Genomic DNA, 24,154 nt, shown 5'->3' with positions numbered 1-24,154 from the left:
CGGCCGGGGCCCTGTCTCAGTCGAGGATGCTTTCCAGGATAAAGCGCACGTTTTGGGTGGCGATGTCGACCAGTATCGCCTTGTCGCCAACCCGGCGCCATTCGTAGCCATCATAGTGGGGCAGGCGGGCCCGCAGACGCGGGTCGAACTGCTTGGCGATGCCCGGGGGCAGCGGCTTGCCCCGAGCCAGATTCATGCGGATACCCGGCGGCAGGGCATCGCGACTCTGATCGTAGCCGATCCAGTCGCGGTGCTCGCGGAAGATCACCCGCAGGGAGGCCTCGTCAATCCGGGGCTCGCGCCGATCGTAGTCACGCCGTTCGCCGCGGCGCTCGTCCCGCTGCCAGTCCCGCTCACGTTCCCGGGACACATCCCCCCGGCTCTCGTTGCGCAGCAACTGCTCCCGTTGCTGCCCCGGGGCATTCCCCTGGCCCTTGCCTTCGGGCGGCTGGGCCCAGGCGGGCGCCAGGCCGAGGCCCAGTACTCCACCGAGCAATAAGGTTCCCAACTTGTATCTGGTCTGCATAAGGCCTCCGGGGCTGCGGTCTTTTCTTCACTCTACTCCCGCCGGCCGCGGGCGGCAAACCCCGCCGGCACGCCATGGGACCTGTTCTGTCGGATTCAGTCCAGCCGCTTGGCGTAGCACTCCCGCTCCATGTCGACCACCTCCACGGTGAGGGAGATATCCTTGAGCCCCAGGCCGGCCAGGGCATCCAGCACCCCGGCCGACAGGGCCTGTTTCTGCTCCGGCGTGCGCCCCGACAATATCCTCAGGGTGGCGTGCACAAAATCCCGGCTGGAGCCGCCGTTGTGGTGGTAATCGTAACCGATGGCCCGGCTCTTGATGTCGGCCTCCTCGAACAGGCCACTGTCGAGGGCCCCCTGGTGCACCGCCATGACCAGGGCAGAAGGACTGAGCTGGCGTCCCAGGGTGGTGGAGTATTCAATGACGCAGTGGGGCATGAGCTTGCTCCTTGAAAAAAAGAAAGCCCCGCTTCGGGGGCTTTCGCAGAAAAAAGCGGTTTACACCAGTTCGATCACATCGAAGCCGACTTCCGGGTTGACGTCGGCGTCGTAGTCGACACCGGCCAGGCCGAAGCCGAACAGGCGCAGGAACTCGTCCTTGTAGCCCTGGTAATCGGTCAGCTCATAGATGGTGTCGTCGGTGATCTTCTGCCAAATTTCGCGGCAGGCGTTTTGCACCTCGTCGCGCAGTTCCCAGTCGTCCAGGCGCAGGCGGTTCTGCTCGTCCACCGGGGCGGGCTGGCCGCTGTAGAGACGATCATGGAACAGCCGCTGGATTTGCTCGATACAGCCCTCGTGGATGCCCTGCTCCTTCATCACCTTGAACGCCATGGAGATGTACAGCGGCATCACCGGGATGGCGGCAGAGGCCTGGGTCACCACCGACTTGAGCACCGCCACATGGGCGTTGCCGCCACCGGCCTTCAGTTTGGCGTCGATGGCATGGGCGGCGCGGTCCAGGTCTTCCTTGGCCTTGCCCAGGGTGCCGTGCCAGTAGATGGGCCAGGTCAGATCGGTGCCGATGTAGGAATAGGCCACCGACTTGGCGCCCTCGGCCAGCACGCCGGCGGCTTCCAGGGCATTCATCCACAGTTCCCAGTCCTGGCCGCCCATCACCTGGATGGTATCGGCAATTTCCTGCTCGTTGGCCGGCTCGACCACGGCTTCCACCAGCACGTCCTTGTTGGTGTCGAGGGCCACCGACTTGTAGGGCTCGCCGATGGGCTTGAGCGCGGAGCGCACCACTTCGCCGCTGTCGGGCAGCTTGCGCACCGGCGAGGCCAGGGAGTAGACCACCAGATCGATCTGGCCCAGGTCCTGTTTGATCAGCTCAATCACTTTTTCGCGGCATTCGTTGGAGAAGGCATCGCCGTTGATGCTCTTGGCGTACAGGCCCTCTTCCTTGGCGGCCTTGTCGAAGGCGGCGGCGTTGTACCAGCCGGCGGTGCCAGTCTTCTTCTCGGTGCCCGGCTTTTCGAAGAAGACGCCGATGGTGGCGGCGCCGCTGCCGAAGGCGGCGTTGATGCGGGAAGCCAGGCCGTAACCGGTGGACGCGCCGATCACCAGCACCTTCTTCGGCCCCTGCGCCAGTTTGCCCTTGGCTTTGACGTAGGCGATCTGCTCGCGTACATTCGCCTCACAGCCGACCGGATGGGTGGTGGTGCAGATAAAGCCACGGACCTTGGGTTTGATGATCATAGAGATGTTTGCCTCGGTTATTCACAAATAGAGGCTAAAGATACCCTATTCCGGGGCAAATGTGAGGCCCGATGTTTACCCTTCGCCCCTATCAGCAGGACGCGGTCGACCGCACCCTGGACTACTTTCGCCGCCATGATGCGCCGGGACTTTTGGTGTTGCCCACCGGCGCCGGCAAGAGCCTAGTGATCGCCGAGCTGGCCCGCCTGGCCCGGGGCCGGGTGCTGGTGCTGGCCCATGTCAAGGAGCTGGTGGAGCAGAACCACGCCAAGTACAGCGCCTACGGCCGGGAGGCGGCCATCTTCTCCGCCGGCCTGGGCCAAAAGCAGGCCCATACCCAGGTGGTGTTCGGCTCGGTGCAGTCGGTGGCACGCAACCTGGACGCCTTTTCCGGCTTCAGCCTGGTGGTGATCGATGAGTGCCACCGGGTGTCGGACGACGATGACAGCCAGTACCTGCAGGTGGTCAACCACCTGCGTCGGGACAATCCCAGGCTCAAGGTGCTGGGGCTCACCGCCACTCCCTACCGTCTGGGGCTGGGCTGGATCTACCAGAGCCACCACCACGGCATGGTGCGCAGTCGTGCGCCGCGCTTTTTCACACACTGCCTGTTCGAGCTGCCGCTGCGGCTGATGATCAAGCAGGGTTACCTGTGCCCGCCGCAACTGGTGGACGCCCCCGTGGTGCACTACGACTTTTCCCGTCTTTATGAGCAGGGGCTGTTCAGCGAGCAGGCGCTGGATCGGGAACTGGCCCGCCAGCCCCGGGTCACCCCCCACATAGTGGCGCAAATTCAGGACTACGCCGAGCCCCGGCAAGGGGTGATGATCTTCGCCGCCACCGTGCGCCACGCCGCCGAAGTGGCCGGCCTGTTGCCGCCCGGGCAGACCGCGCTGATCACCGGCGAGACCCCCGGCCCGGAGCGGGACGCCATCATCCGCCGCTTCAAGGCCCGGGAGCTGAAGTTCCTGGTCAATGTGGCGGTGCTCACCACCGGCTTCGACGCCCCCCATGTGGATCTTATCGCCATTCTGCGCCCCACCCAGTCGGTGGCCCTGTACCAGCAGATAGTGGGCCGGGGCCTGCGCCTTTCGCCGGGCAAGCACGACTGCCTGGTGCTGGATTACGCGGGCAACAACATGGACCTCTTCGCCCCCGAAGTGGGCGAGCCCAGGCCCCATCCGGACAGCACCCAGGTGCAGGTGCCCTGCCCCGCCTGCGGTTTCGCCAATATCTTCTGGGGCAAGACCGACGCCGAGGGCCGGGTGCTGGAGCACTTCGGCCGCCGCTGCCAGGGCCTGTTCGAAGACGACGAGGGCCAGCGGGAGGAATGCGGCTACCGTTTCCGCTTCAAGTCGTGCCCCCAGTGTCTGGCGGAAAACGACATCGCCGCCCGCCAGTGCCACGACTGCGGCCAGCTGCTGGTGGATCCGGACAAGCAACTGAAGGAAGCCCTGGCGCTGAAGGACGCCCTGGTGCTGCGCTGCGCCGGCATGACGCTGGCGGCGGAGCAGGGCAAGTTCGGCCCGGCGCTCAAGGTGACCTATCACGACGAGGACGGCACCGAGCTGGTGCAATGGTATGGCTTCGACGCCAAGGGGCCCAAGGGCCGCTTTTTCCGGGACTTCGTGGCTCCCCACTGGCCCGCCCCGGGCCTGGAGCCGGATTTCGCCGGCCTGGCCGAGGTGGAGGCCGCCGCCGCGCGCTTTCGCCACCCGGACTTCGTCATCGCCCGCAAGCACAAACGGGGCTGGCAGGTGAAGGAGAAGATCTTCGACTACCAGGGCCGCTACCGGCGCGCCCATGAATTGGGATAAGGGCCGGAGACTGGCATGCTATATTGGCCCCGCAGACCACAGGCAAGACATCACCAAAGAGCACATCCATGATAAAAACCGCATTAACCGGCTTCGCCATTCTTTTTACCGCCCTGGCCGCCCGGGCGGCCACGCCGCCGGAGCACGGCCAGGCCGCCTGGCTGCTGGCCGACCTCGGCAGCGGCCGTATCGAGCAGAGCCACAACCCCGAGCAGCTGCTCAAGCCCGCCTCCACCCAGAAGCTGCTCACCAGCCTGGCGGGCGCCCTGGCCCTGGGGCCCGACTGGCGCTATGAAACCCGGCTGCGCTACCGGGGCAGGCTCGAAAACGGCCTGCTGGTAGGGGATCTGCTGATCGACTTTGTCGGCGATCCCAGCCTTACCCGGGAGCAGCTGCGGGATCTGCTGGCCGGCAGCGGCATCCGCCGCATCAGCGGCAACCTGCTGCTCAACCAGTCCCGTTTCGGCGGCTACGACAGGGGCAACGGCTGGTCCTGGAACGACCTCGGGGTCTGCTACACGGCACCGCCGGCGGCGCTGATCCTGGACAGGAACTGCGTGCAGGGCGCCCTCTACGCCCGCCTCGGCCAGCCGGCCCGCGCCACGGTGCCGGCGCACCAGCCGGTGTCGGTGAGCGCCGAGGTGGCGGTGCTGGGCGAGGCCGAGCGCCGGGCCCGCTTCTGCGAGCTGGAGGTGGACATGAGCCCGCCCAACCGCTATCACCTCAGCGGCTGCACAGGGCCACGCCAGGAGCCCTGGCCGCTGCGCTTCGCCATCCAGGATCTGGACGCCTGGGGCGAGGCCCTCAGCCGCTGGGCCCTGGGGCAGGCCGGCATCGCGCTTTCCGGCCGGATCAGCGGCAGCCGGCAGGATGCCGCCGATTGGCCGGTGCTCGCCAGCCACGCCTCGCCGCCCCTGCGGGAACTGGTACGACGCATCCTGATCCACTCCGACAACCTCTACGCCGACAGCCTGCTGCGCACCCTGGGCGCCGAGCATTTCGGCCAGCCCGGCAGCTTTCGCAACGGCGGCCAGGCGGTGCGGGAGATCCTGAAAGCGCAGGCCGGCATCGATTTGGGTCCCGCCTGGCTGGCGGACGGCTCCGGCCTGTCGGCCCATAACCTGCTGCGGGCCGCGGATCTGCTGGCGGTACTGCGGGTGATGGCAGAGCGCCCGGCGCTCGACTGGCTGGTGGCGGCCCTGCCGGTGAGCGGCGAAAGCGGCACCCTCCAGTACCGTAAGAGCGTGCTCCAGACACCGCTCAAGGGACGGGTGCAGGCCAAGACCGGTACCATCGCCCATGTACAGAACCTGGCCGGCTTTATCGACACCGACGGCGGCCGCAAGGCCTTCGTGCTGCTGCAAAACGGCCTGTCCATCAGTCCCGAACAGGAGCAGCAACTGGCCCGGGGCGAAGGCGACTGGCCGGCCCGGGCCTTCGAGCGGCAGTGGCTGGAGCAGGCCCTGGCTGCCGACTCCATCGTTAAAACCAATCAATAATTAATGGATTAACGATTTAACCGGGGCCCCCCGGCTGCTTATACTGGCCCCCGTTAACCCGTTAAGGAGAGAGCCCATGTTTGCTGTGATTTTTGGTCGTCCCGGTTGCCCCTATTGTGTTCGCGCCAAGGAGCTGGCGGAAAAGCTCACCACCGAGCGCGACGATTTCAAGTTCCGTTATGTGGACATCCACGCCGAGGGCATTTCCAAGGAAGACCTGGAAAAGACGGTGGGCAAGCCGGTGCAGACGGTGCCCCAGATTTTCCTCGACCAGCAGCACATCGGCGGTTTCACCGACTTCGAGGCCTATGCCAAGACCAACCTGAACCTGTACCAGTAATTCCTTTCACTGCCCTGCCCTGGCGGCCGCAAGGCCGCCTTTTCAGCGTCCCGACGCCGACATTCACGCCAAAGCGCCATTTTCAGGATTTTTTTCGTCCAAAGCTCCCTTTTACCCCTTTTCATCCGGGTGCCAAAGCTCCATCATGGACGCCATTGACTGTCTGTACTGCCCGTTCCCGGACACGCCTTTCCCGAAGCCCGCGCCTCATGCCGGCCTCTCCTGTCCGTGGTTTCCCTGGCAGTTGCATAACCCGAGGCCCTTGATACCCATGTATTCCGTAGAGAAATCGCACAAGCTGGACAACGTCTGTTACGACATCCGCGGCCCCGTCCACAAGGAGGCCCGCCGCCTGGAGGACGAGGGTCACCGCATCCTCAAGCTCAATATCGGCAACCCGGCGCCCTTCGGCTTCGAGGCCCCGGAGGAGCTGCTCAAGGACGCCATCCTCAACATGCCCACCAGCCAGGGCTACTGCGATTCCAAGGGACTCTTCTCGGCGCGCAAGGCGGTGATGCAGTACTACCAGCAGAAGGGGCTGCGCACCACCGATCTGGAAGACATCTACATCGGCAACGGGGTGTCGGAGCTGATCGTGATGTCGATGCAGGCCCTGCTCAACAACGGTGACGAGGTGCTGGTGCCCGCCCCCGACTACCCGCTCTGGACCGCCGCCGTTACCCTGTCCGGCGGCAAGGCGGTGCACTATATGTGCGACGAGCAGGCCGACTGGTACCCGGACCTGGACGACATCAAGGCCAAGATCAGCCCCCGCACCAAGGGCATAGTGCTGATCAACCCCAACAACCCCACCGGCGCCGTCTACGGCAGCGAGTTCCTGCTGGAAGTGGTGGAAATCGCCCGCCAGAACCGGCTCATCATCTTCGCCGACGAGATCTACGACAAGATCCTGTACGACGACGTGGCCCACCACTCGGTCTGCACCCTGTGCGACGACGTGCTGGTGGCCACCTTCAACGGCCTGTCGAAGAGCTATCGCGCCGCCGGCTTCCGCCAGGGCTGGATGATGCTCAGTGGCCCCAAGCACCTGGCCCGGGACTATATCGAGGGGCTGGAGATGCTCGCCTCCATGCGGCTGTGCGCCAACGTGCCCATGCAGCACTGCATCCAGGCGGCGCTGGGCGGCTACCAGAGCATCAACGAGCTGGTGCTGCCCGGTGGCCGGCTGCGCCAGCAGCGGGACAAGGCCTGGGAGCTGCTCAACCAGATCCCCGGGGTGTCCTGCGTCAAGCCCAAGGGCGCCATCTACATGTTCCCCAAGCTGGATCCCAAGGTATACGACATCAAGGACGATCAGAAGATGGTGTACGACCTGCTGCTGCAGGAAAAACTGCTGATCGTGCAGGGCACCGGTTTCAACTGGCCCAAGCCCGACCACTTCCGCCTGGTCACCCTGCCGCGGGTGGACGATATCGAGGACGCCGTCGGCCGTATCGCCCGCTTCCTCAAGCATTACCAGCAGTAAAGCTGGAAGCTGGAAGCTGGAAGCTGGAAGCTGGAAGCTGGAAGCTGGAAGCTGGAAGCTGGAAGCGAAATGAAACACGGCGCTGCAATGCAGCGCCATTTTTATTTTCACAGACCGGCTCGACGCCGGACGATGACGCCTTGTCGTTATACAACGCCGGCCGCCTGCAAGCCTCCAGCTTCTCGCTGCAGGCTACAGCAGCGGGCTCAGCAGGTAGAAGAGGTTTTCCGCCACCCGCTTGCGCAACGGGCGCTTGCGCCATTCCAGCCAGGACAGGGGCCGGGCATCGCTCAGGTAATCGTCCGCCAGCCGCAGCAGCTCGCCCATGGCCTGGCCGTCGTCCACCAACAGCGTCATCTCGAAGTTCAGCCACAGGCTGCGCTTGTCCAGGTTGACCGTGCCCACCAGGGCGAACTGGTGATCCACCAGCACGCACTTGGTGTGCAGCAGGCCGGCGGCATAGAGGTGGATCTCCACCCCCGCCTGCAGCAGTTCGTCGAAAAAGGCGTTGCAGGCGTGGTTGACCATGCGCGAGTCGTTTTTGGCCGGCAGCACCAGCTGCACCTCCACGCCCCTGTCCGCCGCCGAGCAAAGGGCGGCCACCAGGGGGTCGTCCGGCACGAAATAGGGGGTGATCAGCACCAGCCTGCGCCTGGCCTGGTAAATGGCGGTGAGCAGGCTCTGCTGGATGGCGTCTCCGCCCATAAAGGGACCCGAGGGCAGCAACTGCAGCTTGAGCTGGTTGTCCAGGCAACTGATGGGGTGGTATTCCAGCTGCTCCAGCAGGCGTTCGCCGGTTTCCATCTCCCAGTCCCACACGAACAGGGACCAGATGATGGGCACTATGGGGCCGCGGATACGCAGCATGATGTCCACCCACTGGCCCACCCCCGCGTCCTGCTTGAAGCAGGAGGGATCCACCAGGTTCATGGAGCCGGTATAGGCCACGTCGTCGTCGATCACCACCAGTTTGCGGTGCATGCGCAGATCCTGGCGCTCGAACAGCACCCGCAGGGCACCCACCGGCAGCACCTCCACCACCTTGACCCCCGCTTCCCGCAGCCGTTTGGGCCAGCGGCTGCGAAAGAAATCGGCGCTGCCGACCGAATCCAGCAGCAACCGGCAGTCCAGTCCCCGCCGGGCGGCCTCCATCAGGGCGTAGGCCACCTCGTCGGCCTGCCCGCCCGGATGCCAGATGTAGAACTCCAGGTAACAGGAGCTGCGCGCGGCCTGGATATCGGCCCGCATCGCCGCCAGTATTTGCTCCGGCCGCTGCAGCAGGGTCATGCCGTTGCCACTCAGCATCGGCATGTTGAGCCGCGCCTTGACCAGCTCGTAGATCGGCCTGACCGGGTCGCTCACCTCGAAGCGCTGGCCGGGAAAGCGGGATACCAGCACGTTGATCCAGTCCGCATAGGGCCGGTACATGGACTTGGCCCGCTCCGCCCGCTTGCGACCCAGGCGCACCTCGCCGAGCAGGATATAGGCCGCCACCCCCAGGATGGGAATGGCGTAGATGAGCGCCAGCCAGGCCAGCGACACGCCCACCGCCCGGCGCTTCATGATGACCCTCAGGGTCACCCCTATCACCAGGCTGGTATGGGCGAGAAACAGCAGCCAGCCCAATACTGTATAGATGTAGTCACTCAAAAACGCCTTGCTCCTTTCAAGCGGGACGGTGCAGACTGTCCCTGATGCAGCGAATCCGGACAGAGATATAGGCTTATGAAAATTATACTTTTTTTAATCACGTTTGGGATAAGTAGTTTTGCTTGCTCGCAAACCCTGACCATCACCGAGCAGCAGCTCAACACCGAACTCAACCGTCAGCTCGGGCGGGAGTTCCCGCTCACCCTGGGGGAATGGCTGTCGGCGGGGATCAGGCTGCAGGATCTCGGGGTCGAACTGGGCCGGCAGGAAGCGGACAAGGCCCGGGTCTCGGGCCGGGGCATCGTCTCGGTCCGTCAGGGAGAGAACCATTATCACTGGGATATCAGCGGCGACTTCAGCGCCCGTCCCCGTTACGACAGCGAGCAGGGCGCCCTCTACCTGGAGGAGTTCGAGCTGCTCGGCTATCGGCTGAACGAGGACGGCAGCTCGCCCCAGGCCGGTTTTATGCTGCCCATGCTGCTGCAGGGCATAGCCGGTTACCTGTCCCAGTATCCGGTCTATGTACTGGATGAGGAAGACCCGCTGCAGCGCCAGTTGAAGGAGAGGGTGCTGGGCCTGGAGCTGGCGCCGGGCCGCCTCTCCCTGCACGGGCTCGATTAAGGCTAGTGGCGTAGCCCGTCGCTGGCGTTGCGGTAGAAGGCCTCGAGCTGGCCTGCCGTCATGGGGGCGGCCAGCAGTTGCCCCTGCACCGAGCTGCAGCCGTGCTGGTGCAGGAACTGCATCTGCTCGGCGGTTTCCACCCCGCAGGCCACCACCTCTATCCCCAGGGTCTGGGACAACAGCAGCAGGGAGCGGATCACCGACCGATCCAGGGGATCGAAGTGATCCGACAGCAGGCTGCGGTCTATCTTGATGCCGTCGATGGGCAACTGTCGCAGCTTGCTGAAGCTGAGCCGGCCCTCCCCCACGTTGTCGAGGTAGACCGCCATGCCGGCGCTGCGGAAGGCGTGCAGGGCGCCCATCAGCGACTCGCTGCGGCGCATGATGAAGTCGCTGCGCAGCTCCAGGATAAAGTCGCTCGGGCTGACCCGTTCGCGGGCGAAGATGTCGAGCAACTGGGCGGCCCTGTGCTGCTCCAGCTCCAGCCCGTTCAGGTTGATGCTGACCCGCCCCTGCCAGCCGCCCTGCTCCCGCCAGCAACGGTATTGCCGCGCCGCCTCGCCGAACACCCAGTCCGCCAGCCGGCACAGCAGGCCGGCATCCTTGGCCGCGGGCAGGAACTGATCAGGGTAGAGCACCCCCAATTCCGGATGGCGCCAGCGCAGCAGCGCCTCCAGGCTGAGCAGGCGCCGTGAGCTCAGCTCCAGCTTGGGCTGGTACTCCAGAAACAGCTGCCGGCGCTCTATCGCCAGGCGGAACTCGCCGGCCAGACGATGTTGCTGTTCCAGGCGGGCAAACTGGGCGCTGTCGAACAGGCACACCTTGGCACTGCTGAACGTCTTGGCCTCGTACATGGCGGTATCGGCGTAGCGCAGCAGGGTCTCGATTTCCAGCCCGTGCTCGGGATAGAGGCTGACCCCGATGCTGGCCCCCACGCTCAGTTCATACTCGCCCACCAGCACCGGGGCTTCCAGCTCTTCCAGCAACTGCTCCGCCTTGGCCAGCAGTTCGCCGGTGCTGAGCCGCCCCCGCCATATCATGACAAACTCGTCGCCGCCGATGCGGGCCACCAGCTCGTTGGCATCCACCCGGGCCAGCAGACGGCCGGCCAGGGCCTTGAGCACCTGGTCCCCCACCCCGTGGCCGAAGCTGTCGTTGATTGGCTTGAAGCGATCCAGATCGATAAAGAGCAGGGCCAGTTGCTCGCCCTCGTCCAATGACAGCCGTACCTTGTTGAACCAGCTCAGCAGGAAGCTGCGGTTGGCGGTGCCGGTGAGGGCATCGTGGTGAGCCAGGTAGCTGAGCTTTTCCTCCGACTGCTTGAGCCGGCTGATGTCGTCGAGGATGCCGATGATATGGCTGACCCGCCCCCGGCCGTCGCGCAGCAGGTGCAGCATCAGCCAGTGGGTGGCCAGCCGTCCCTGCCGGGTATGGTGCTGCACCTCTCCCTGCCAGTGCCCTTGCTGCAGCAGGCGCTGCCAGATCTGGCGGTAGTAGCGGCGCTCGTGCAGATCATGGTTGATATTGGTGATATGGCGGCCTTCGATATCCGCCGCGTCCAGCTCGCTGAGCCGGCAGAAGGCCGGATTGACGCCGATCACCCGCCCCCGCGGATCCATTACCACTATGCCTTCCCGGGTATGCTGCATGATCTGCCGGGCCAGGTTGAGGGAGGAGTTGGCCAGCTCCCGCAAGCCGTCCAGGCTGGTCTGGTGCAGATCCGTCGGTGTTGCCCATAACAAATCGCTGTGGTCCATGTCCGTGCTCTATATGGTTGAATGAATGAGATTCGCTCTGTTCATCGCCCTTTATTTTTTTGGTTTTGACGCTTGATCCAGCTGGTTATTTTTCGGGCGCCTCCATCATATAGACTCATATGAAAAATAAAAAGCCCGCATTGCTGCGGGCTTGAAACACCGGATTCGATTTGCGATCTAGCCGAGGTTTTTGCGGGCGTTGCGGAAGATGCGCATCCAGCCGCCATCCTCGCCCCAGCCGTCCGGATGCCAGGAGTTGGCCACGGTGCGGAACACCCGCTCCGGGTGCGGCATCATGATGGTCACCCGGCCGTCCTCGCTGGACAGGCCGGTGATGCCGTTGGCGGAGCCGTTGGGGTTGAACGGATAGCGCTCGGTGGCCTGGCCATGGTTGTCCACATAGCGCAGCGCCACGGTGCCGCTCGCCTCGATGGCGGCGATATCGGCGCGCAGCGGCTGTACCCGGCCTTCGCCGTGGGACACGGCGATGGGCAGGCGCGAGCCGGCCATGCCCGCCAGGAACAGGCTGGGCGAGTCCTGCACTTCCACCAGGCTGAAACGGGCCTCGAAACGCTCGGAGGCGTTGCGCACGAAGTCCGGCCAGTGGGCGGCGCCGGGGATCAGATCCCGCAGCCGGGACAGCATCTGGCAACCGTTGCACACCCCCAGGGCGAAGCTGTCGGGACGGGCGAAGAAGGCCTCGAACTGGGCACGCAGCGCCTCGTTGAACAGTATGCTCTTGGCCCAGCCGCCGCCGGCGCCCAGCACGTCACCGTAGGAGAAGCCGCCACAAGCCACCAGGCCGGCGAACTCGTCCAGCCGGTGGCGGCCGCTCTGCAGATCGCTCATGTGCACGTCGATGGCGGTGAAACCGGCCCGGTCGAAGGCGGCCGCCATCTCCACATGGGAGTTGACGCCCTGCTCGCGCAGTATCGCCATCTTGGGATGCACGCCCTTGGCGATAAAGGGCGCGGCGATGTCTTCCTTCGGATCGAAGCTGAGCGACACCGACAGGCCGGGGTCGGTGGCATCCTGCTTGGCGTCGAACTCGGACAGGGCGCACTCGGGGTTGTCGCGCAGGGCCTGCATGCGGTAGCTGGTCTCGGACCACAGCCGGCGCAGCTCGGCGCGGGGCTGGGCGTAGATTTCCTCGCCGGCGAAGAAGAAGCGCAGGCTGTCGTCCTGGTTGAGGTGACCGATCACGTGGCTGCAGGCGGCCAGGCCGTGGCCGGCCAGGCAGGTGAGCACCGCTTCCTTGTCTTCCCGGCGCACCTGCAGCACGGCGCCCAGCTCTTCGTTAAACAGGGCCGCCAGCCGATCGGCGCCGAGCAGATCCAGCTCGACGTCGAGGCCGGTCTTGCCGGCGAAGGCCATTTCCGCCAGGGTGACGAACAGGCCGCCGTCGCCCTTGTCGTGGTAGGCCAGCAGCTTGCGCTCGGCCAGCAGCGCCTGGATGGCGTAGAAGAAGCCCTTGAGCTGCTCGGGATTGTCCAGGTCGGCGGGCTTGTCGCCCAACTGGCGATAGACCTGGGCCAGGGCGGAGGCGCCCAGGCGGTTCTTGCCGTTGCCCAGATCCACCAGGATCAGGTCGGTCTCGCCCTGGTCGCTGCGCAGCCAGGGGGTGACGGTGGCGCGCACGTCATTGACCCGGGCAAAGGCGGAGATCACCAGCGACAGGGGCGCGGTAACCGTCCTGTCCTCGCCGTCCTGCTGCCAGCGGGTCTTCATGGACATGGAGTCCTTGCCCACGGGGATGGTCAGGCCCAGCACGGGACACAGCTCCTCGCCCACCGCCTTGACGGCTTCGTACAGGCCGGCGTCCTCGCCCGGGTGGCCGGCGGCGGACATCCAGTTGGCGGACAGCTTGATGCGCTTGAGCTCGCCGATGTCGGTGGCGGCGATGTTGGTGATGGCCTCGGCCACCGCCAGGCGGGCGGAGGCGGCGAAGTCGAGCAGGGCCACCGGGGCGCGCTCACCCATGGACATGGCCTCGCCGGCGTAGGTGTCGAAGGCGGCGGCGGTGACGGCACAGTCGGCCACCGGCACCTGCCAGGGGCCCACCATCTGATCCCGGGCCACCAGGCCGGTGACGGTGCGGTCACCGATGGTGATCAGGAAGCCCTTGTCGGCCACGGTGGGCAGGGTCAGCACCCGCTCGGCCGCTTCCTTCAGGTTGATGCCGTGCAGATCCAGGGCCGGGCTGTGGTGGGTACGGCTTTCCACGTCCCGCTGCATCTTGGGCGGCTTGCCCAGCAGCACGTTGAGCGGCATGTCGATGGGCTGGTTGTCGAAGTGGCTGTCGTGCAGGCCGAGGTGCGGCTCGGCGGTGGCCTCGCCGATCACCGCAAAGGGCGCGCGCTCCCGGCGGCAGATGGCCTCGAACTCGGCCAGGCGGTCGGCGGCCACCGACAGCACGTAGCGCTCCTGGGATTCGTTGCACCAGATCTGCAGCGGGCTCATGCCCGGTTCGTCGTTGGGGATATTGCGCAGCTCGAAACGGCCGCCGCGGCCGCCGTCGTTGACCAGCTCGGGCATGGCGTTGGACAGGCCGCCGGCGCCCACGTCGTGGATGAACTGGATGGGGTTGGCGTCGCCCAGGGCCCAGCAGCGATCGATCACTTCCTGGCAGCGCCGCTCCATCTCGGGGTTGTCGCGCTGCACCGAGGCGAAGTCCAGATCCTCGCTGGACTGGCCGGAAGCCATGCTGGAAGCGGCACCGCCGCCCAGGCCGATGTTCATGGCCGGGCCACCCAGCACCACCAGCCTGGCGCCGACGGTGATCTCACCCTTCTGCACGTGCTCGGCGCGGATGTTGCCGAGGCCGCCGGCGATCATGATCGGCTTGTGGTAGCCGCGCACTTCCTCGCCGTTGAAGCTGGATACCTGCTCCTCGTAGGTACGGAAGTAGCCGAGCAGGGCCGGACGGCCGAATTCGTTGTTGAAGGCGGCGCCGCCCAGGGGGCCGTCGATCATGATGTCGAGGGCACTGACGATGCGCTCGGGCTTGCCGAAATCCTGTTCCCAGGGGCGCTGGTAACCCGGGATCCGGAGGTTGGACACGCTGAAGCCCACCAAACCCGCCTTGGGCTTGGAGCCGCGGCCGGTGGCACCCTCGTCGCGGATCTCGCCGCCGGAGCCGGTGGCGGCGCCCGGGTAGGGGGAGATGGCGGTGGGGTGGTTGTGGGTTTCCACCTTCATCAGGATATGGATGTCTTCCTGGTGGTAGAGGTACTCGCCGGAGTTGGGGCTGGGGAAGAAGCGGCCGGCGGGCGAGCCCACCATGACGGCGGCGTTGTCCTTGTAGGCGGACAGCACATGATCGGGCACCTGCTCGAAGGTGTTCTTGATCATCTTGAACAGGGACTTGGGCTGCTCGATGCCGTCTATGGTCCAGTCGGCGTTGAAAATCTTGTGCCGGCAGTGCTCGGAGTTGGCCTGGGCAAACATGTAGAGTTCGATGTCGTTGGGGTTGCGCCCCAGGCCGCTGAAGCCTTCATAAAGGTAGTCGATTTCGTCTTCCGCCAGGGCCAGGCCCATGCGCTGGTTGGCCTCGGCCAGGGCGGCGCGGCCGCCGGCGAGGATGTCCACGCTGGTCAGGGGCGCCGGCTCGGCCTCCACGAACAGGCAGGCGGCGGCATCCAGGCTGTCGAGGGTCGTTTCGGTCATGCGGTCGTGCAGCAGGCCCTTGATGGCGTCGAGCTCAACGGCCGAAGGCTCACGCTCGAAGCTCAGGTAATAGGCGATGCCGCGCTCGATGCGCTTGACCTGGCCCAGGCCGCAGTTGCGGGCGATGTCGGTGGCCTTGCTGGACCAGGGGGAAAGGGTGCCGGGACGGGGGGTAACCAGGACCAGCAGGCTGCCGGCGGCCGGGGTGATGCCCTGAGCGGGGCTGTCGAGCAGCTGGCTCAGGGTTTGTCGGCTGTCGCCCTCGAGGTTGGCGTTCAGCGCGACAAAGTGCACATACTCGGTTTCGACTCCCAGCAGGGGCAGGTTCTGCTCCTGGGCACGGCGAACCAGGGCCTGGGTCCTGAAACCGGATAAGGCCGGCGAGCCTCTCAGTATTTCCATAGTGGCTATTCTCAAAGCGTGAGTGAATGGGGGGTTGAGAAATTGGCGGTATTATAGGTTTACACCCCTGCCCTGTCGACGCCGATTTCCCGAGCCTTGTCCTGGGCCTGACGCCGCCGATACCGGCAATTACCTGACGAAGAAGTCGACTTCTGCTATAAAATGTCGGTTGCCCAGAATGAGGATTCGCTGTTGCGCCGTATTGTTAGCCTTTCCAAAGCCACCCTGCTGTTCGGCCTGCTGACCCTGGCCGGCTGCGAGGCCGAGTCCCAGCCCAAGACCCAGCAGGCCCAGATCCAGGCCCGCGGTGAACTCAGGGTCGGCACCCTCTACCATCCCCTCTACTATTTCCTGCGCGACGAGCAGCAGGAAGGCCTGGATTACGAACTGGCCCGGCTGTTCGCCGACAGCCTGGGCGTCGAGCTTCGGATGGTTCCGGCCTACAACCTGGACGACCTCTTCGCCCTGCTCGACGGCGGCAAGGTCGACATGCTGGCCGCGGGCCTCACCAGTACCCCCCTGCGCCGCCAGCACTATCGTTTCGGGCCCAGTTACTACGAAGTGGCCCAGACCCTGGTCTACCGCAAGGGCCAGCCCCGGCCCAAGGAGCCCGAACAGATAGCGGGCGACATCCGGGTGCTGGCCGGCTCCAGCCAGGCCGAATGGTTGCATGGGCTGCAACAGCAGTTGCCCGAACTGAACTGGGAAACGCGACGGGATGCGGATGCGGAGGATCTGCTGCGCCAGGTGGCGGAAGGGCGCGCCGCCCACACCCTGGTGGAGGATACCCTGCTGGCCCGCACCCAACGCTACTACCCCAATGTGGAGGCGGCCTTCAGCCTGGGCGATCCCCAGCCGGTGGCCTGGGTCATCGACCGGCGCGACGACGACAGCCTGCTCGGCAAGATGCTGAGCTTTTTCAACGAGCAGCAACAGGCCGGCACCCTGGCCCGGCTGAACGAAAAGTACTTCGGCCATGTGCAGGACTTCGACTATGTGGACACCCGCACCTTCCTGCGCCGGGCCGAGGATCTGCTGCCCCGCTACCAGCCCCTGTTCGAGCGCCATGCCGGCGAGCTGGACTGGCGCCTGCTGGCGGCGGTGAGCTACCAGGAGTCCCACTGGGACCCCAGGGCCCGTTCCTACACCGGGGTGCGCGGCATGATGATGCTGACCGAGGACACCGCCCGCCAGCTCGGGGTGGAGGATCGGCTGGATCCGGAGCAGAGCATCCGCGGCGGCGCCCAGTACCTGGCGTCGCTGATGGGCCGGCTGCCGGAGGCCATACCGGAGGATGAACGGATCTGGTTTGCGCTGGCCGCCTACAACCTGGGCCTGGGCCATGTGCTGGACGTGCGCCGGCTGACCAAGATGAGGGAGCAGGATCCGAACTCCTGGAGCCAGGTCAAGGAGAACCTGCCGCTGCTGCACCAGCCGCGCTGGCACAGCCAGACCCGCTACGGCTATGCCCGGGGGCGGGAGGCGCAGAAGTTCGTCAACAACGTGCGCCAGTACTACCAGAGCCTGCAGTGGCTGCACGCACCCGGCACGGATCCGGGGCTGACCACGGCCCAGCGTGAGAGCCCGTCGACAGTTCCACCACTTTAACCGGAATGTCACTTTACTCGAGCATGGCAAACTGCTATCAAGTGAAGCAATGCAACATCGTCTTGTCAGACGAGTTTTGTGAAGGGGAATCCACCATGTTGAAACGCAGACGCGCCTTGTTGAAACAGCGCAAGCCGGCCGGTTGGTCGCCCCGGCGCAAGATATTGATGCAGGATCTTCGCCGCAAGATACTGCGCCGCAATAACGCCTATTTTCTGACCCAGGCCACCGCCGAATAATTCCCGCCCCCCGCCAGCGGGCTGGCGGGGACAGCCCCTCAACGCACCGTGATCACGCCGCACTTGGCACTGTGGGTCACCTTGTGGGAAATGCTGCCCATCACCAGGCCGGCCAGATCGCCGAGCCCTCGGCTGCCGATGACGATGACATCGACGCCCAGCTCCTCGGCCGTGCGAATGATGGCACGGGCCGGCTCTCCCTGAACCAGATGAGTCTGCAGGTGCTTGACGCCCAATGCACGGGCCTGCTCTTCCGCCCGCGCCATGACCTTCCGGCCCGCCTCCTCCAGCTCCTGGCGTCCAGCCTCGATGGACACCGCCCCAATCCCCCACACCAGGGTGGCATCGTGGGACAACACCTCGGGAACATGCACTATATGGAGGCTGGCATCGTCCTGGCAGGCCAGGTAGGCGGCCAGCTCCAGCGCTTTCTTGCCGTATTTGGAACCATCCACGGCGACCAGCAGTGATTTGTACATTATCGTTTCTCCTTGACCTGACGCCGCCCCGGCGGCCCCGTATTCAGCCTAGACCAGAACCCCGGACGAGGCGTGATCCAGCTCAGGGGCAGCGGCAACAAAGCAGAACGCCGGCAATGCCGGCGTTCTGGGGTCAGGATTTTTTCTTGATGAATTTCATCAACCGCTTGCGCTTGCGCAACTGGGTCGCCGTCAGCTTGTTCTTGACGCCGGCGTAGGGGTTGTCCCCTTCCTGGAACTCCACCCGGATGGGCGTGCCCATGATCTGCAGGGAGCGGCGGAAGTAGTTGATCAGGTAACGCTTGTAGGAGTCCGGCAGATCCTTGACCTGGTTGCCGTGCACTATGATGCGTGGCGGGTTGTAGCCGCCGGCGTGGGCGTACTTCAGCTTGACCCGACGGCCGCGCACCAGGGGCGGCTGATGGTCGTCCTGGGCCATCTGCATGATGCGGGTCAGCATGGAGGTGCTCACCCGCTTGGTGGCGGACTCGTAGGCCTCGACCACGGAGCCGAACAGGTTGCCCACGCCGCTGCCGTGCAGGGCCGAAATAAAGTGCAGACGGGCGAAGTCGATAAAGCCGAGGCGCCGATCCAGCTCGCGCTTGATGTCGTCCTTCACCTCCTGGCTGAGGCCGTCCCACTTGTTGACCGCGATGACGATGCTGCGGCCGGCGTTGAGCACGAAGCCGAGCAGGCTGAGATCCTGATCGGAGATGCCTTCCCGGGCGTCCAGCACCAGCAGCACCACGTTGGCGTCCTCGATGGCCTGCAGGGTCTTGATCACCGAGAACTTTTCCACCGCCTCGTGCACCTTGCCGCGCCGGCGCACCCCGGCGGTGTCGATCAGGATGAAGTCCCGCTCGTCCCGCTGCATGGGGATATAGACCGAGTCCCGGGTGGTGCCGGGCATGTCGTACACCACCACCCGCTCCTCGCCGAGGATGCGGTTGGTGAGGGTGGACTTGCCCACGTTGGGCCGGCCGACGATGGCCAGCTTGATCGGCAGATCCTCGAAGGGCGTGGCCTCTTCGTCTTCCAGTTCGTCGAGGGCTTCCATGGCCTCGGCGAGCTCCTGCTCGTCGAACTCCAGCGCCTCGCCGTCGGCCTCATCGGCCTCCACCGCTTCCCGCTCTGCCGCCAGGGCTTCCAGCTGGGGCGCCAGGGCGGTTTCCAGCAGGCTCAGCACGCCGCGGCCGTGGGCGGCGGCGATCTGGTGGATGTCGCCCAGGCCGAGCAGGTAGAACTCGCTCACCGCCGAGTCGGCGTCGATGCCGTCGGTCTTGTTGGCCACCAGCAGGGTCTTTTTCTCGCAGCGGCGCAGGTGGTTGGCGATGGCTTCGTCGGCCACCGTCAGGCCGGCCCGGGCGTCGACCATGAACAGCACCACGTCCGCTTCGTCGATGGCGGCCAGGGACTGCTCGGCCATCTTCAGCTCGATGCCTTCCTCGCTGCCGTCGATACCGCCGGTGTCGACCACGATGAACTCCAGCTCGCCCACCCTGGCCTGGCCATACTTGCGATCACGGGTCAGGCCGGGAAAATCCGCCACCAGGGCGTCCCGGGTCCGGGTCAGTCGGTTGAAAAGGGTGGACTTGCCCACGTTGGGGCGGCCCACCAGAGCCACTACAGGCATCATAAACAGGGTCTCCAAAAAACAATAACGGCTCCTGACGCGAGATCAGGAGCCGGTGGTGCCGGTTTCCGCCGGATCAGGGCTGGCCGATGGCCACCAGATCGCCGCTGCGGCTTTGCACGTAAAGGGTATCGCCGGCCACGACCGGGGCGCCATAGAGCCCCTTGCTGTCGATGCGCTGCAACGACTTGAGCACCCCGCTCTGCCGATCCAGCCAGTACAGGTAGCCCTCGGCATCCCCGACCACCAGGTGGTCGCCGAACACCGCCGGGGCGGTCAGCTGGCGGTTTTCCAGCTCGGTGTTGGACCACAGCTCCATGCCGCTGCGCGCATCCACCGCGAACAGATGGCTGCGGCTGTCGCTGATGTAGAGCCGGCCGCCGTCGGTACTCAGATCCCGCGAGCCCTGGTACTGGCGCTTCCACAGTTCCTGCCCGGAGATGAGCTGATGGGCGGTCAGTTGGCCATTATAGGCGATAGCGAACAGGATATCGCCCAGAATAACCGGCCGGGACGCCACGTCCACCATCCGCTCCAGCTCGGTCGCGCCCCGGGGGCTGGCGATACGGGTGTCGCGCACCGGCTGGCCGTTGGCCAGCAGCACTATGCCCAGTCGGCCGTCGGCCCGGCCGTAGAGCACGGCGCCGCCGGCGGTGACCGGGGTCGACATGCTGCGCAGGGTCAGGCTGGGCTGCTCGTTGCGCAGCAGCCACTGGGGCGCGCCGCTGTCCGAGTCCAGCGCCACCAGGTTGCCGGCGCTGGTGTGCACCACCACCTTGCCTTCGTCCACCGCCGGCGCCGCCAGCACCTCGCCCGGCACTTCCCGGGTCCAGCGCACCTCGCCGTCGGCCTGGGACACGGCGTAGACGATGCCGTTCTCGGAGCCGAAATAGAGGTTGCCGTAGGCGGCGGTCAGGCCGCCGGAAATGCGGGGGCTGCGCTGGTTCTTGTTGATATCGAGCTTGTCGAGCCGGGTCTGCCACTGGCGCTTGCCGCTGCTCCGGTCGTAGGCGGCCAGCACCCCGTCCCGGGAGGCGGCGAAGATCCGCTCCCCGTCCACCACGGGCCGCAACTGGGAGTAGAAGTCGCCCACGCCCTGGCCGACCGACGCCGACCAGCGGGGTTTGGCGGTGAAGGCATTGCTGATCTCGGGCAGGGGGCTGGCTGGCGCCACCGGCTCCTGGCTGGAGCAGGCCGCAAGACCAAGCCCCAGCACCAGGGGCAGCATCCGCATCAGGTGGTTAGCCATGGTCATTCCTCATCGCCGAGTTCGGTGGCAATCGCCAGGTTGTCGAGCTTGAGCTGCAGGCCGGGGTTGTCGGCCAGGCCGCCCGCGTCCAGCGCCGCCCGGTAGGCGTCGCGGGCCGCATCGAGCTGCGCCTCGGCAAGGAAGAGATCGCCCTGCACCTCGCTCTTCAGGGCGGCAAAGGCGTCGCTCTTGACCTGATCGAGACGGGTCTGGGCCGCCGCCGGCTCGTTCTGGGCCAGCAGAACCCGGGCCAGGCGCAGGTTGATGGTGTCGGCCAGCACGGCGTCCTTGGTGCCGGCCAGGGCCAGCTCCAGCTGCTGCCGGGCCAGGGCCAGATCGTTGGCACGCACCGCTTCGGCCGCCAGCAGCAGGGCGGCCAGCTCACCGTAGTTGTTGCCCCTGTTCTGTTCGACGAAGGCGCTCGCCTCGGCGAAGGCGGCACTGCCCTCGACCGCCAGGCGCTGACTGATCTGCTCGAAAGACTCGGCCCCCGCGGAGCGGCTCTCTATCTGGTAACTCTGGTAGTAACGCCAGCCGAACAGGCCGCCCAGGCCGAGTACCGAGCCCAGGATGATGGCCTTGCCGTATTCCTGCCACCAGCGCTTGAGGGCATCCAGTTGTTGTTCTTCAGTGCTGTAGATATCCACTCAGATCCCCTTTTGCTTGAGCTGTTCGATGACTTCATCCAGAGCCAGGGTCTGCTGCTCGCCCTGGCCGCGCAAATACTTCACCGTCACCTCGCCCCGGGCGATTTCCTCTTCGCCCAGGATGAGCGCGATGGCCGCCCCGCTCTTGTCGGCGCGCTTGAGCTGTTTCTTGAAGTTGCCGCCGCCGCAATGGCTCATCACCCGCAACCCGGGCAGTTGATCCCGCAGCCGCTCGGCCAGGGCGAAGCCCGCCGCCTGGGCACCCTCGCCCGCCGCCGCCACATAGACGTCGGCCAGGGCCGGCTGCGGCGCCACCCGCTGCAAGGTCTCCAGCAGCAGTACCAGGCGCTCCATGCCCATGGCAAAGCCCACCGCCGGGGTGGCCTGGCCCCCCAGTTGCTCCACCAGGCCGTCGTAACGGCCACCGCCGCAGACGGTGCCCTGGGCTCCCAGGCTCTCGGTGACCCACTCGAATACCGTCAGGTTGTAGTAGTCCAGGCCGCGCACCAGGCGGGGGTTGAGCTCGAAGCCGATGCCGGCGGCGGTAAGCAGGGCCTGCAGTCCCGCAAAGTGGGCCCGGGTCTGCTCGCCGAAGTAGTCGGACAACACCGGGGCATCCGCCAGCAGCGCCTGCACCTCGGGGTTCTTGCTGTCCAGCACCCGCAGCGGATTGGTGTACATGCGTCGGCGGCAATCCTCGTCGAGCCGCTCCCGGTGCTGTTCCAGGTAGGCCACCAGGGCGTCCCGGTAGGCGGAGCGCTCCTCGGGAGCACCCAGGCTGTTGAGCTGAAGGGTGACGTGCTCGCTCACTCCCAGCGCCTTCCACAGGCGGGCGGTGAGCATGATGAGTTCGGCGTCGATATCCGGGCCATGCAGGCCGAACACTTCCACCCCGAACTGGTGGAACTGGCGATAGCGGCCCTTCTGCGGCCGCTCGTAGCGGAACATGGGGCCCATGTACCACATGCGCCGCTCCTGGTTGTAGAGCAGGCCGTGCTCGATGCCGGCGCGCACGCAACCGGCGGTGCCTTCGGGCCTCAGGGTCAGGCTGTCGCCGCTGCGATCCTCGAAGGTGTACATCTCCTTCTCGACCACGTCGGTCACCTCGCCGATGGCCCGCTGGAACAATCCGGTGACCTCCATGATGGGCAGGCGGATCTCCGCATAGCCGTAGGCGTTCATGGTGTCGCGCAGCACCGCCTCCGCCTGTTGCCAGGCCGGCGTCTGCTCCGGCAGGCAGTCGTTCATTCCACGAATTGCTTGAATCTGTTTGGCCACAACAACTATCTCTGTTCTTGAAACATGAAGGAAAGGGGGAATATCAGTCCTTGGACTGCACCGGGATGCGGCCCGCCGGATCCAGCCTGGCCACCTTGGCACGAATGCGGCTCTCCAGCTCGTCCACCAGGGTGCTATTGTCGAGCCGGTCGACCCGGTTGCCGCCGTCGTACAGGGCGCTCTTGCGCTGGGCGCCGGCCAGCCCCAGATCGGAGACCAGGGCCTCGCCCGGGCCATTGACCACGCAGCCGATGATGGACACGTCCATGGGGGTGACGATGTCCTCCAGCCGGCTTTCCAGGGCATTGACGGTGCCGATGACGTCGAACTCCTGGCGGGAGCAGGACGGACAGGCGATGAAGTTGATGCCCCGGGAACGGATACGCAGGGACTTGAGGATGTCGAAGCCGACCTTGACTTCTTCCACCGGATCCGCCGCCAGCGACACCCGCAGGGTGTCGCCGATGCCTTCCGCCAGCAGCATGCCGAGGCCGATGGCCGACTTGACCGCGCCGCTGCGAAAGCCGCCGGCTTCGGTGATGCCCAGATGCAGGGGCTGCACTATCTGCCGTGCCAGCTCCCGGTAGGCGCCCACCGCCAGGAAGACGTCCGAGGCCTTGACGCTGACCTTGAACTGGTCAAAGTTGAGCTTGTCGAGAATGTCCACGTGACGCAGGGCCGACTCCACCAGGGCCTGTGGCGTGGGCTCGCCGTACTTCTCCTGCAGATCACGCTCCAGGGAGCCGCCGTTGACCCCGATGCGGATGGGAATGCCCTTGTCCCGGGCGCAGTCCACCACCGCCCGCACCCTGTCCTCCCGGCCGATGTTGCCCGGGTTGATGCGCAGGCAATCGGCGCCGTATTCGGCCACCTGCAGGGCGATGCGGTAATCGAAGTGGATATCGGCCACCAGCGGCATGCTGGTGCCGGCCCGGATGGCCCTGAAGGCTTCCGCCGCCTCCATGGTGGGCACCGATACCCGTACTATGTCGGCGCCGGCCTTCTCCACCGCCCGGATCTGGGCCAGGGTGGCCGCCACGTCCGTGGTCAGGGTATTGGTCATGGTCTGCACGCTGATGGGGGCGTCCCCCCCCACCAGCACGGAGCCGACACGGATCTGTTTGGATTGGCGGCGAACTATCGGAGACTGGTGCTGAGACATTGCTCTACTCTTGATTCGATCAGGATTGGGGGACGGTGAGGCGGGCCACCCGGCCGGCACTGAAGGAAGACAGATCCACCGCCTGGTTCATGTATTCGACGCTGGCCGCCCGGGGCGCGCCCAGCACCAGCCGAAAGGGCGGTTCCCCTTCCAGCGCCAGGCTGTCGTTGGCCTTTTTCACGCCTTCGGCCAGCACCCGACCCCGGCTGTCGGTGATCTGGATCCAGCAGTCGAACCTGGAGGTCGCGCTGTCCTGCCTGAGGCGCGTGCGGGCGGCACGCGTGACCGACGCCAAATACCGCATGGCGCCAGAGGGGGGCGAGTCCTTTCGGCCAGTGCTGGACCCTCATATGGCCGCCAGCTCACGCTGCAGCAGAACGGCGCAGGGTCGGGTACAG

Annotated in this window: 20 protein-coding genes; 7 read left to right on the top strand and 13 right to left on the bottom strand. The window is 65.7% G+C overall.

What is annotated here, in order from left to right; all coding sequences use genetic code 11:
- Positions 1-16: 16 nt before the first annotated feature.
- From CGX12_RS10530 to fabV, 3 genes are all read right to left on the bottom strand, one after another.
- A complete protein-coding gene (locus CGX12_RS10530) occupies positions 17-526 on the bottom strand; it encodes an anti-virulence regulator CigR family protein (RefSeq protein ID WP_094039837.1) in 510 nt (169 codons plus the stop codon).
- A 95-nt stretch (positions 527-621) separates the two neighbouring features.
- The gene (locus tag CGX12_RS10525; RefSeq protein ID WP_094039836.1) at positions 622-963 is read right to left on the bottom strand and encodes a 5-carboxymethyl-2-hydroxymuconate Delta-isomerase; all 342 of its coding nucleotides are present in this window, start codon (positions 961-963) and stop codon (positions 622-624) included.
- Between the two features lie 60 nt (positions 964-1,023).
- Positions 1,024-2,223: an enoyl-ACP reductase FabV gene (gene fabV / locus CGX12_RS10520; RefSeq protein WP_094039835.1), complete on the bottom strand. Its 1,200-nt coding sequence runs from the start codon at positions 2,221-2,223 to the stop codon at positions 1,024-1,026.
- Between the two features lie 71 nt (positions 2,224-2,294).
- Here fabV and radD point away from each other — a divergent pair, with 71 nt between their 5' ends.
- The 4 genes from radD (at position 2,295) to CGX12_RS10500 (ending at position 7,365) form a co-directional block, all read left to right on the top strand.
- Positions 2,295-4,040 carry a DNA repair helicase RadD gene (gene radD, locus CGX12_RS10515; RefSeq protein WP_094039834.1) on the top strand — a complete coding sequence of 582 codons (1,746 nt, stop codon included), beginning with the start codon at positions 2,295-2,297 and terminating at the stop codon, positions 4,038-4,040.
- Between the two features lie 68 nt (positions 4,041-4,108).
- A complete protein-coding gene (dacB, locus tag CGX12_RS10510) occupies positions 4,109-5,539 on the top strand; it encodes a D-alanyl-D-alanine carboxypeptidase/D-alanyl-D-alanine endopeptidase (RefSeq protein WP_094039833.1) in 1,431 nt (476 codons plus the stop codon).
- A 76-nt stretch (positions 5,540-5,615) separates the two neighbouring features.
- The gene (locus tag CGX12_RS10505) at positions 5,616-5,879 is read left to right on the top strand and encodes a GrxA family glutaredoxin (protein WP_094039832.1); all 264 of its coding nucleotides are present in this window, start codon (positions 5,616-5,618) and stop codon (positions 5,877-5,879) included.
- 271 nt (positions 5,880-6,150) lie between these two features.
- Positions 6,151-7,365 carry a pyridoxal phosphate-dependent aminotransferase gene (locus CGX12_RS10500; protein WP_094039831.1) on the top strand — a complete coding sequence of 405 codons (1,215 nt, stop codon included), beginning with the start codon at positions 6,151-6,153 and terminating at the stop codon, positions 7,363-7,365.
- Positions 7,366-7,557: 192 nt separating this feature from the next.
- Here the strand turns inward: CGX12_RS10500 and cls are convergent, their stop codons facing one another.
- A complete protein-coding gene (cls, locus tag CGX12_RS10495) occupies positions 7,558-9,015 on the bottom strand; it encodes a cardiolipin synthase (RefSeq protein ID WP_094039830.1) in 1,458 nt (485 codons plus the stop codon).
- Positions 9,016-9,090: 75 nt separating this feature from the next.
- On the opposite strand from cls, the gene CGX12_RS10490 reads away from it, so the two are divergent.
- Entirely contained in the window at positions 9,091-9,636 is a 546-nt protein-coding gene (locus tag CGX12_RS10490) for a YceB family lipoprotein (RefSeq protein ID WP_094039829.1), read from the top strand.
- 2 nt (positions 9,637-9,638) lie between these two features.
- Here the strand turns inward: CGX12_RS10490 and CGX12_RS10485 are convergent, their stop codons facing one another.
- Both CGX12_RS10485 and purL read right to left on the bottom strand, forming a co-directional pair.
- Positions 9,639-11,393 carry a putative bifunctional diguanylate cyclase/phosphodiesterase gene (locus CGX12_RS10485; protein ID WP_094039828.1) on the bottom strand — a complete coding sequence of 585 codons (1,755 nt, stop codon included), beginning with the start codon at positions 11,391-11,393 and terminating at the stop codon, positions 9,639-9,641.
- A gap of 177 nt (positions 11,394-11,570) precedes the next feature.
- Positions 11,571-15,461, bottom strand: coding sequence for a phosphoribosylformylglycinamidine synthase (purL, locus tag CGX12_RS10480; protein WP_094039827.1), 3,891 nt, complete (start codon positions 15,459-15,461; stop codon positions 11,571-11,573).
- A gap of 192 nt (positions 15,462-15,653) precedes the next feature.
- On the opposite strand from purL, the gene mltF reads away from it, so the two are divergent.
- Together mltF and CGX12_RS19865 are read left to right on the top strand one after the other, a co-directional pair.
- Positions 15,654-17,069 carry a membrane-bound lytic murein transglycosylase MltF gene (gene mltF, locus CGX12_RS10475; RefSeq protein WP_254918264.1) on the top strand — a complete coding sequence of 472 codons (1,416 nt, stop codon included), beginning with the start codon at positions 15,654-15,656 and terminating at the stop codon, positions 17,067-17,069.
- Positions 17,070-17,164: 95 nt separating this feature from the next.
- Entirely contained in the window at positions 17,165-17,308 is a 144-nt protein-coding gene (locus CGX12_RS19865) for a hypothetical protein (protein WP_176442045.1), read from the top strand.
- 38 nt (positions 17,309-17,346) lie between these two features.
- On the opposite strand, the gene CGX12_RS10470 is transcribed toward CGX12_RS19865, so the two are convergent.
- From CGX12_RS10470 to CGX12_RS10440, 7 genes are all read right to left on the bottom strand, one after another.
- Positions 17,347-17,787 (bottom strand): universal stress protein, encoded by a 441-nt coding sequence (locus tag CGX12_RS10470; protein WP_094039825.1) that lies wholly within the window; start codon positions 17,785-17,787, stop codon positions 17,347-17,349.
- A gap of 133 nt (positions 17,788-17,920) precedes the next feature.
- Entirely contained in the window at positions 17,921-19,423 is a 1,503-nt protein-coding gene (der, locus tag CGX12_RS10465) for a ribosome biogenesis GTPase Der (RefSeq protein WP_094039844.1), read from the bottom strand.
- A 73-nt stretch (positions 19,424-19,496) separates the two neighbouring features.
- Entirely contained in the window at positions 19,497-20,669 is a 1,173-nt protein-coding gene (gene bamB, locus CGX12_RS10460; RefSeq protein WP_094039824.1) for an outer membrane protein assembly factor BamB, read from the bottom strand.
- A gap of 2 nt (positions 20,670-20,671) precedes the next feature.
- Positions 20,672-21,316, bottom strand: coding sequence for a YfgM family protein (locus CGX12_RS10455; RefSeq protein ID WP_094039823.1), 645 nt, complete (start codon positions 21,314-21,316; stop codon positions 20,672-20,674).
- Entirely contained in the window at positions 21,317-22,594 is a 1,278-nt protein-coding gene (gene hisS, locus CGX12_RS10450) for a histidine--tRNA ligase (protein ID WP_094039822.1), read from the bottom strand.
- A gap of 43 nt (positions 22,595-22,637) precedes the next feature.
- The gene (gene ispG / locus CGX12_RS10445) at positions 22,638-23,756 is read right to left on the bottom strand and encodes a flavodoxin-dependent (E)-4-hydroxy-3-methylbut-2-enyl-diphosphate synthase (RefSeq protein ID WP_094039821.1); all 1,119 of its coding nucleotides are present in this window, start codon (positions 23,754-23,756) and stop codon (positions 22,638-22,640) included.
- A gap of 19 nt (positions 23,757-23,775) precedes the next feature.
- The gene (locus CGX12_RS10440; RefSeq protein ID WP_254918263.1) at positions 23,776-24,051 is read right to left on the bottom strand and encodes a RodZ domain-containing protein; all 276 of its coding nucleotides are present in this window, start codon (positions 24,049-24,051) and stop codon (positions 23,776-23,778) included.
- Positions 24,052-24,154 lie beyond the last annotated feature (103 nt).

The organism is Zobellella denitrificans, from assembly GCF_002237365.1.
Lineage (GTDB): Bacteria > Pseudomonadota > Gammaproteobacteria > Enterobacterales > Aeromonadaceae > Oceanimonas > Oceanimonas denitrificans.
This window is presented reverse-complemented; position numbering and strand designations above follow the sequence as displayed.

Excerpts from the sequence above, each read along its gene's own strand:
- bamB (WP_094039824.1), bottom strand. The coding sequence starts at position 20,669 with ATGGCTAACCACCTGATGCGGATGCTGCCCCTGGTGCTGGGGCTTGGT.
- CGX12_RS10525 (WP_094039836.1), bottom strand. The coding sequence starts at position 963 with ATGCCCCACTGCGTCATTGAATACTCCACCACCCTGGGACGCCAGCTC.
- CGX12_RS10530 (WP_094039837.1), bottom strand. The coding sequence starts at position 526 with ATGCAGACCAGATACAAGTTGGGAACCTTATTGCTCGGTGGAGTACTG.
- CGX12_RS10470 (WP_094039825.1), bottom strand. The coding sequence starts at position 17,787 with ATGTACAAATCACTGCTGGTCGCCGTGGATGGTTCCAAATACGGCAAG.
- CGX12_RS10500 (WP_094039831.1), top strand. The coding sequence starts at position 6,151 with ATGTATTCCGTAGAGAAATCGCACAAGCTGGACAACGTCTGTTACGAC.
- purL (WP_094039827.1), bottom strand. The coding sequence starts at position 15,461 with ATGGAAATACTGAGAGGCTCGCCGGCCTTATCCGGTTTCAGGACCCAG.
- CGX12_RS10505 (WP_094039832.1), top strand. The coding sequence starts at position 5,616 with ATGTTTGCTGTGATTTTTGGTCGTCCCGGTTGCCCCTATTGTGTTCGC.
- ispG (WP_094039821.1), bottom strand. The coding sequence starts at position 23,756 with ATGTCTCAGCACCAGTCTCCGATAGTTCGCCGCCAATCCAAACAGATC.
- der (WP_094039844.1), bottom strand. The coding sequence starts at position 19,423 with ATGATGCCTGTAGTGGCTCTGGTGGGCCGCCCCAACGTGGGCAAGTCC.
- dacB (WP_094039833.1), top strand. The coding sequence starts at position 4,109 with ATGATAAAAACCGCATTAACCGGCTTCGCCATTCTTTTTACCGCCCTG.
- radD (WP_094039834.1), top strand. The coding sequence starts at position 2,295 with ATGTTTACCCTTCGCCCCTATCAGCAGGACGCGGTCGACCGCACCCTG.
- CGX12_RS19865 (WP_176442045.1), top strand. The coding sequence starts at position 17,165 with ATGTTGAAACGCAGACGCGCCTTGTTGAAACAGCGCAAGCCGGCCGGT.
- fabV (WP_094039835.1), bottom strand. The coding sequence starts at position 2,223 with ATGATCATCAAACCCAAGGTCCGTGGCTTTATCTGCACCACCACCCAT.
- CGX12_RS10485 (WP_094039828.1), bottom strand. The coding sequence starts at position 11,393 with ATGGACCACAGCGATTTGTTATGGGCAACACCGACGGATCTGCACCAG.
- CGX12_RS10490 (WP_094039829.1), top strand. The coding sequence starts at position 9,091 with ATGAAAATTATACTTTTTTTAATCACGTTTGGGATAAGTAGTTTTGCT.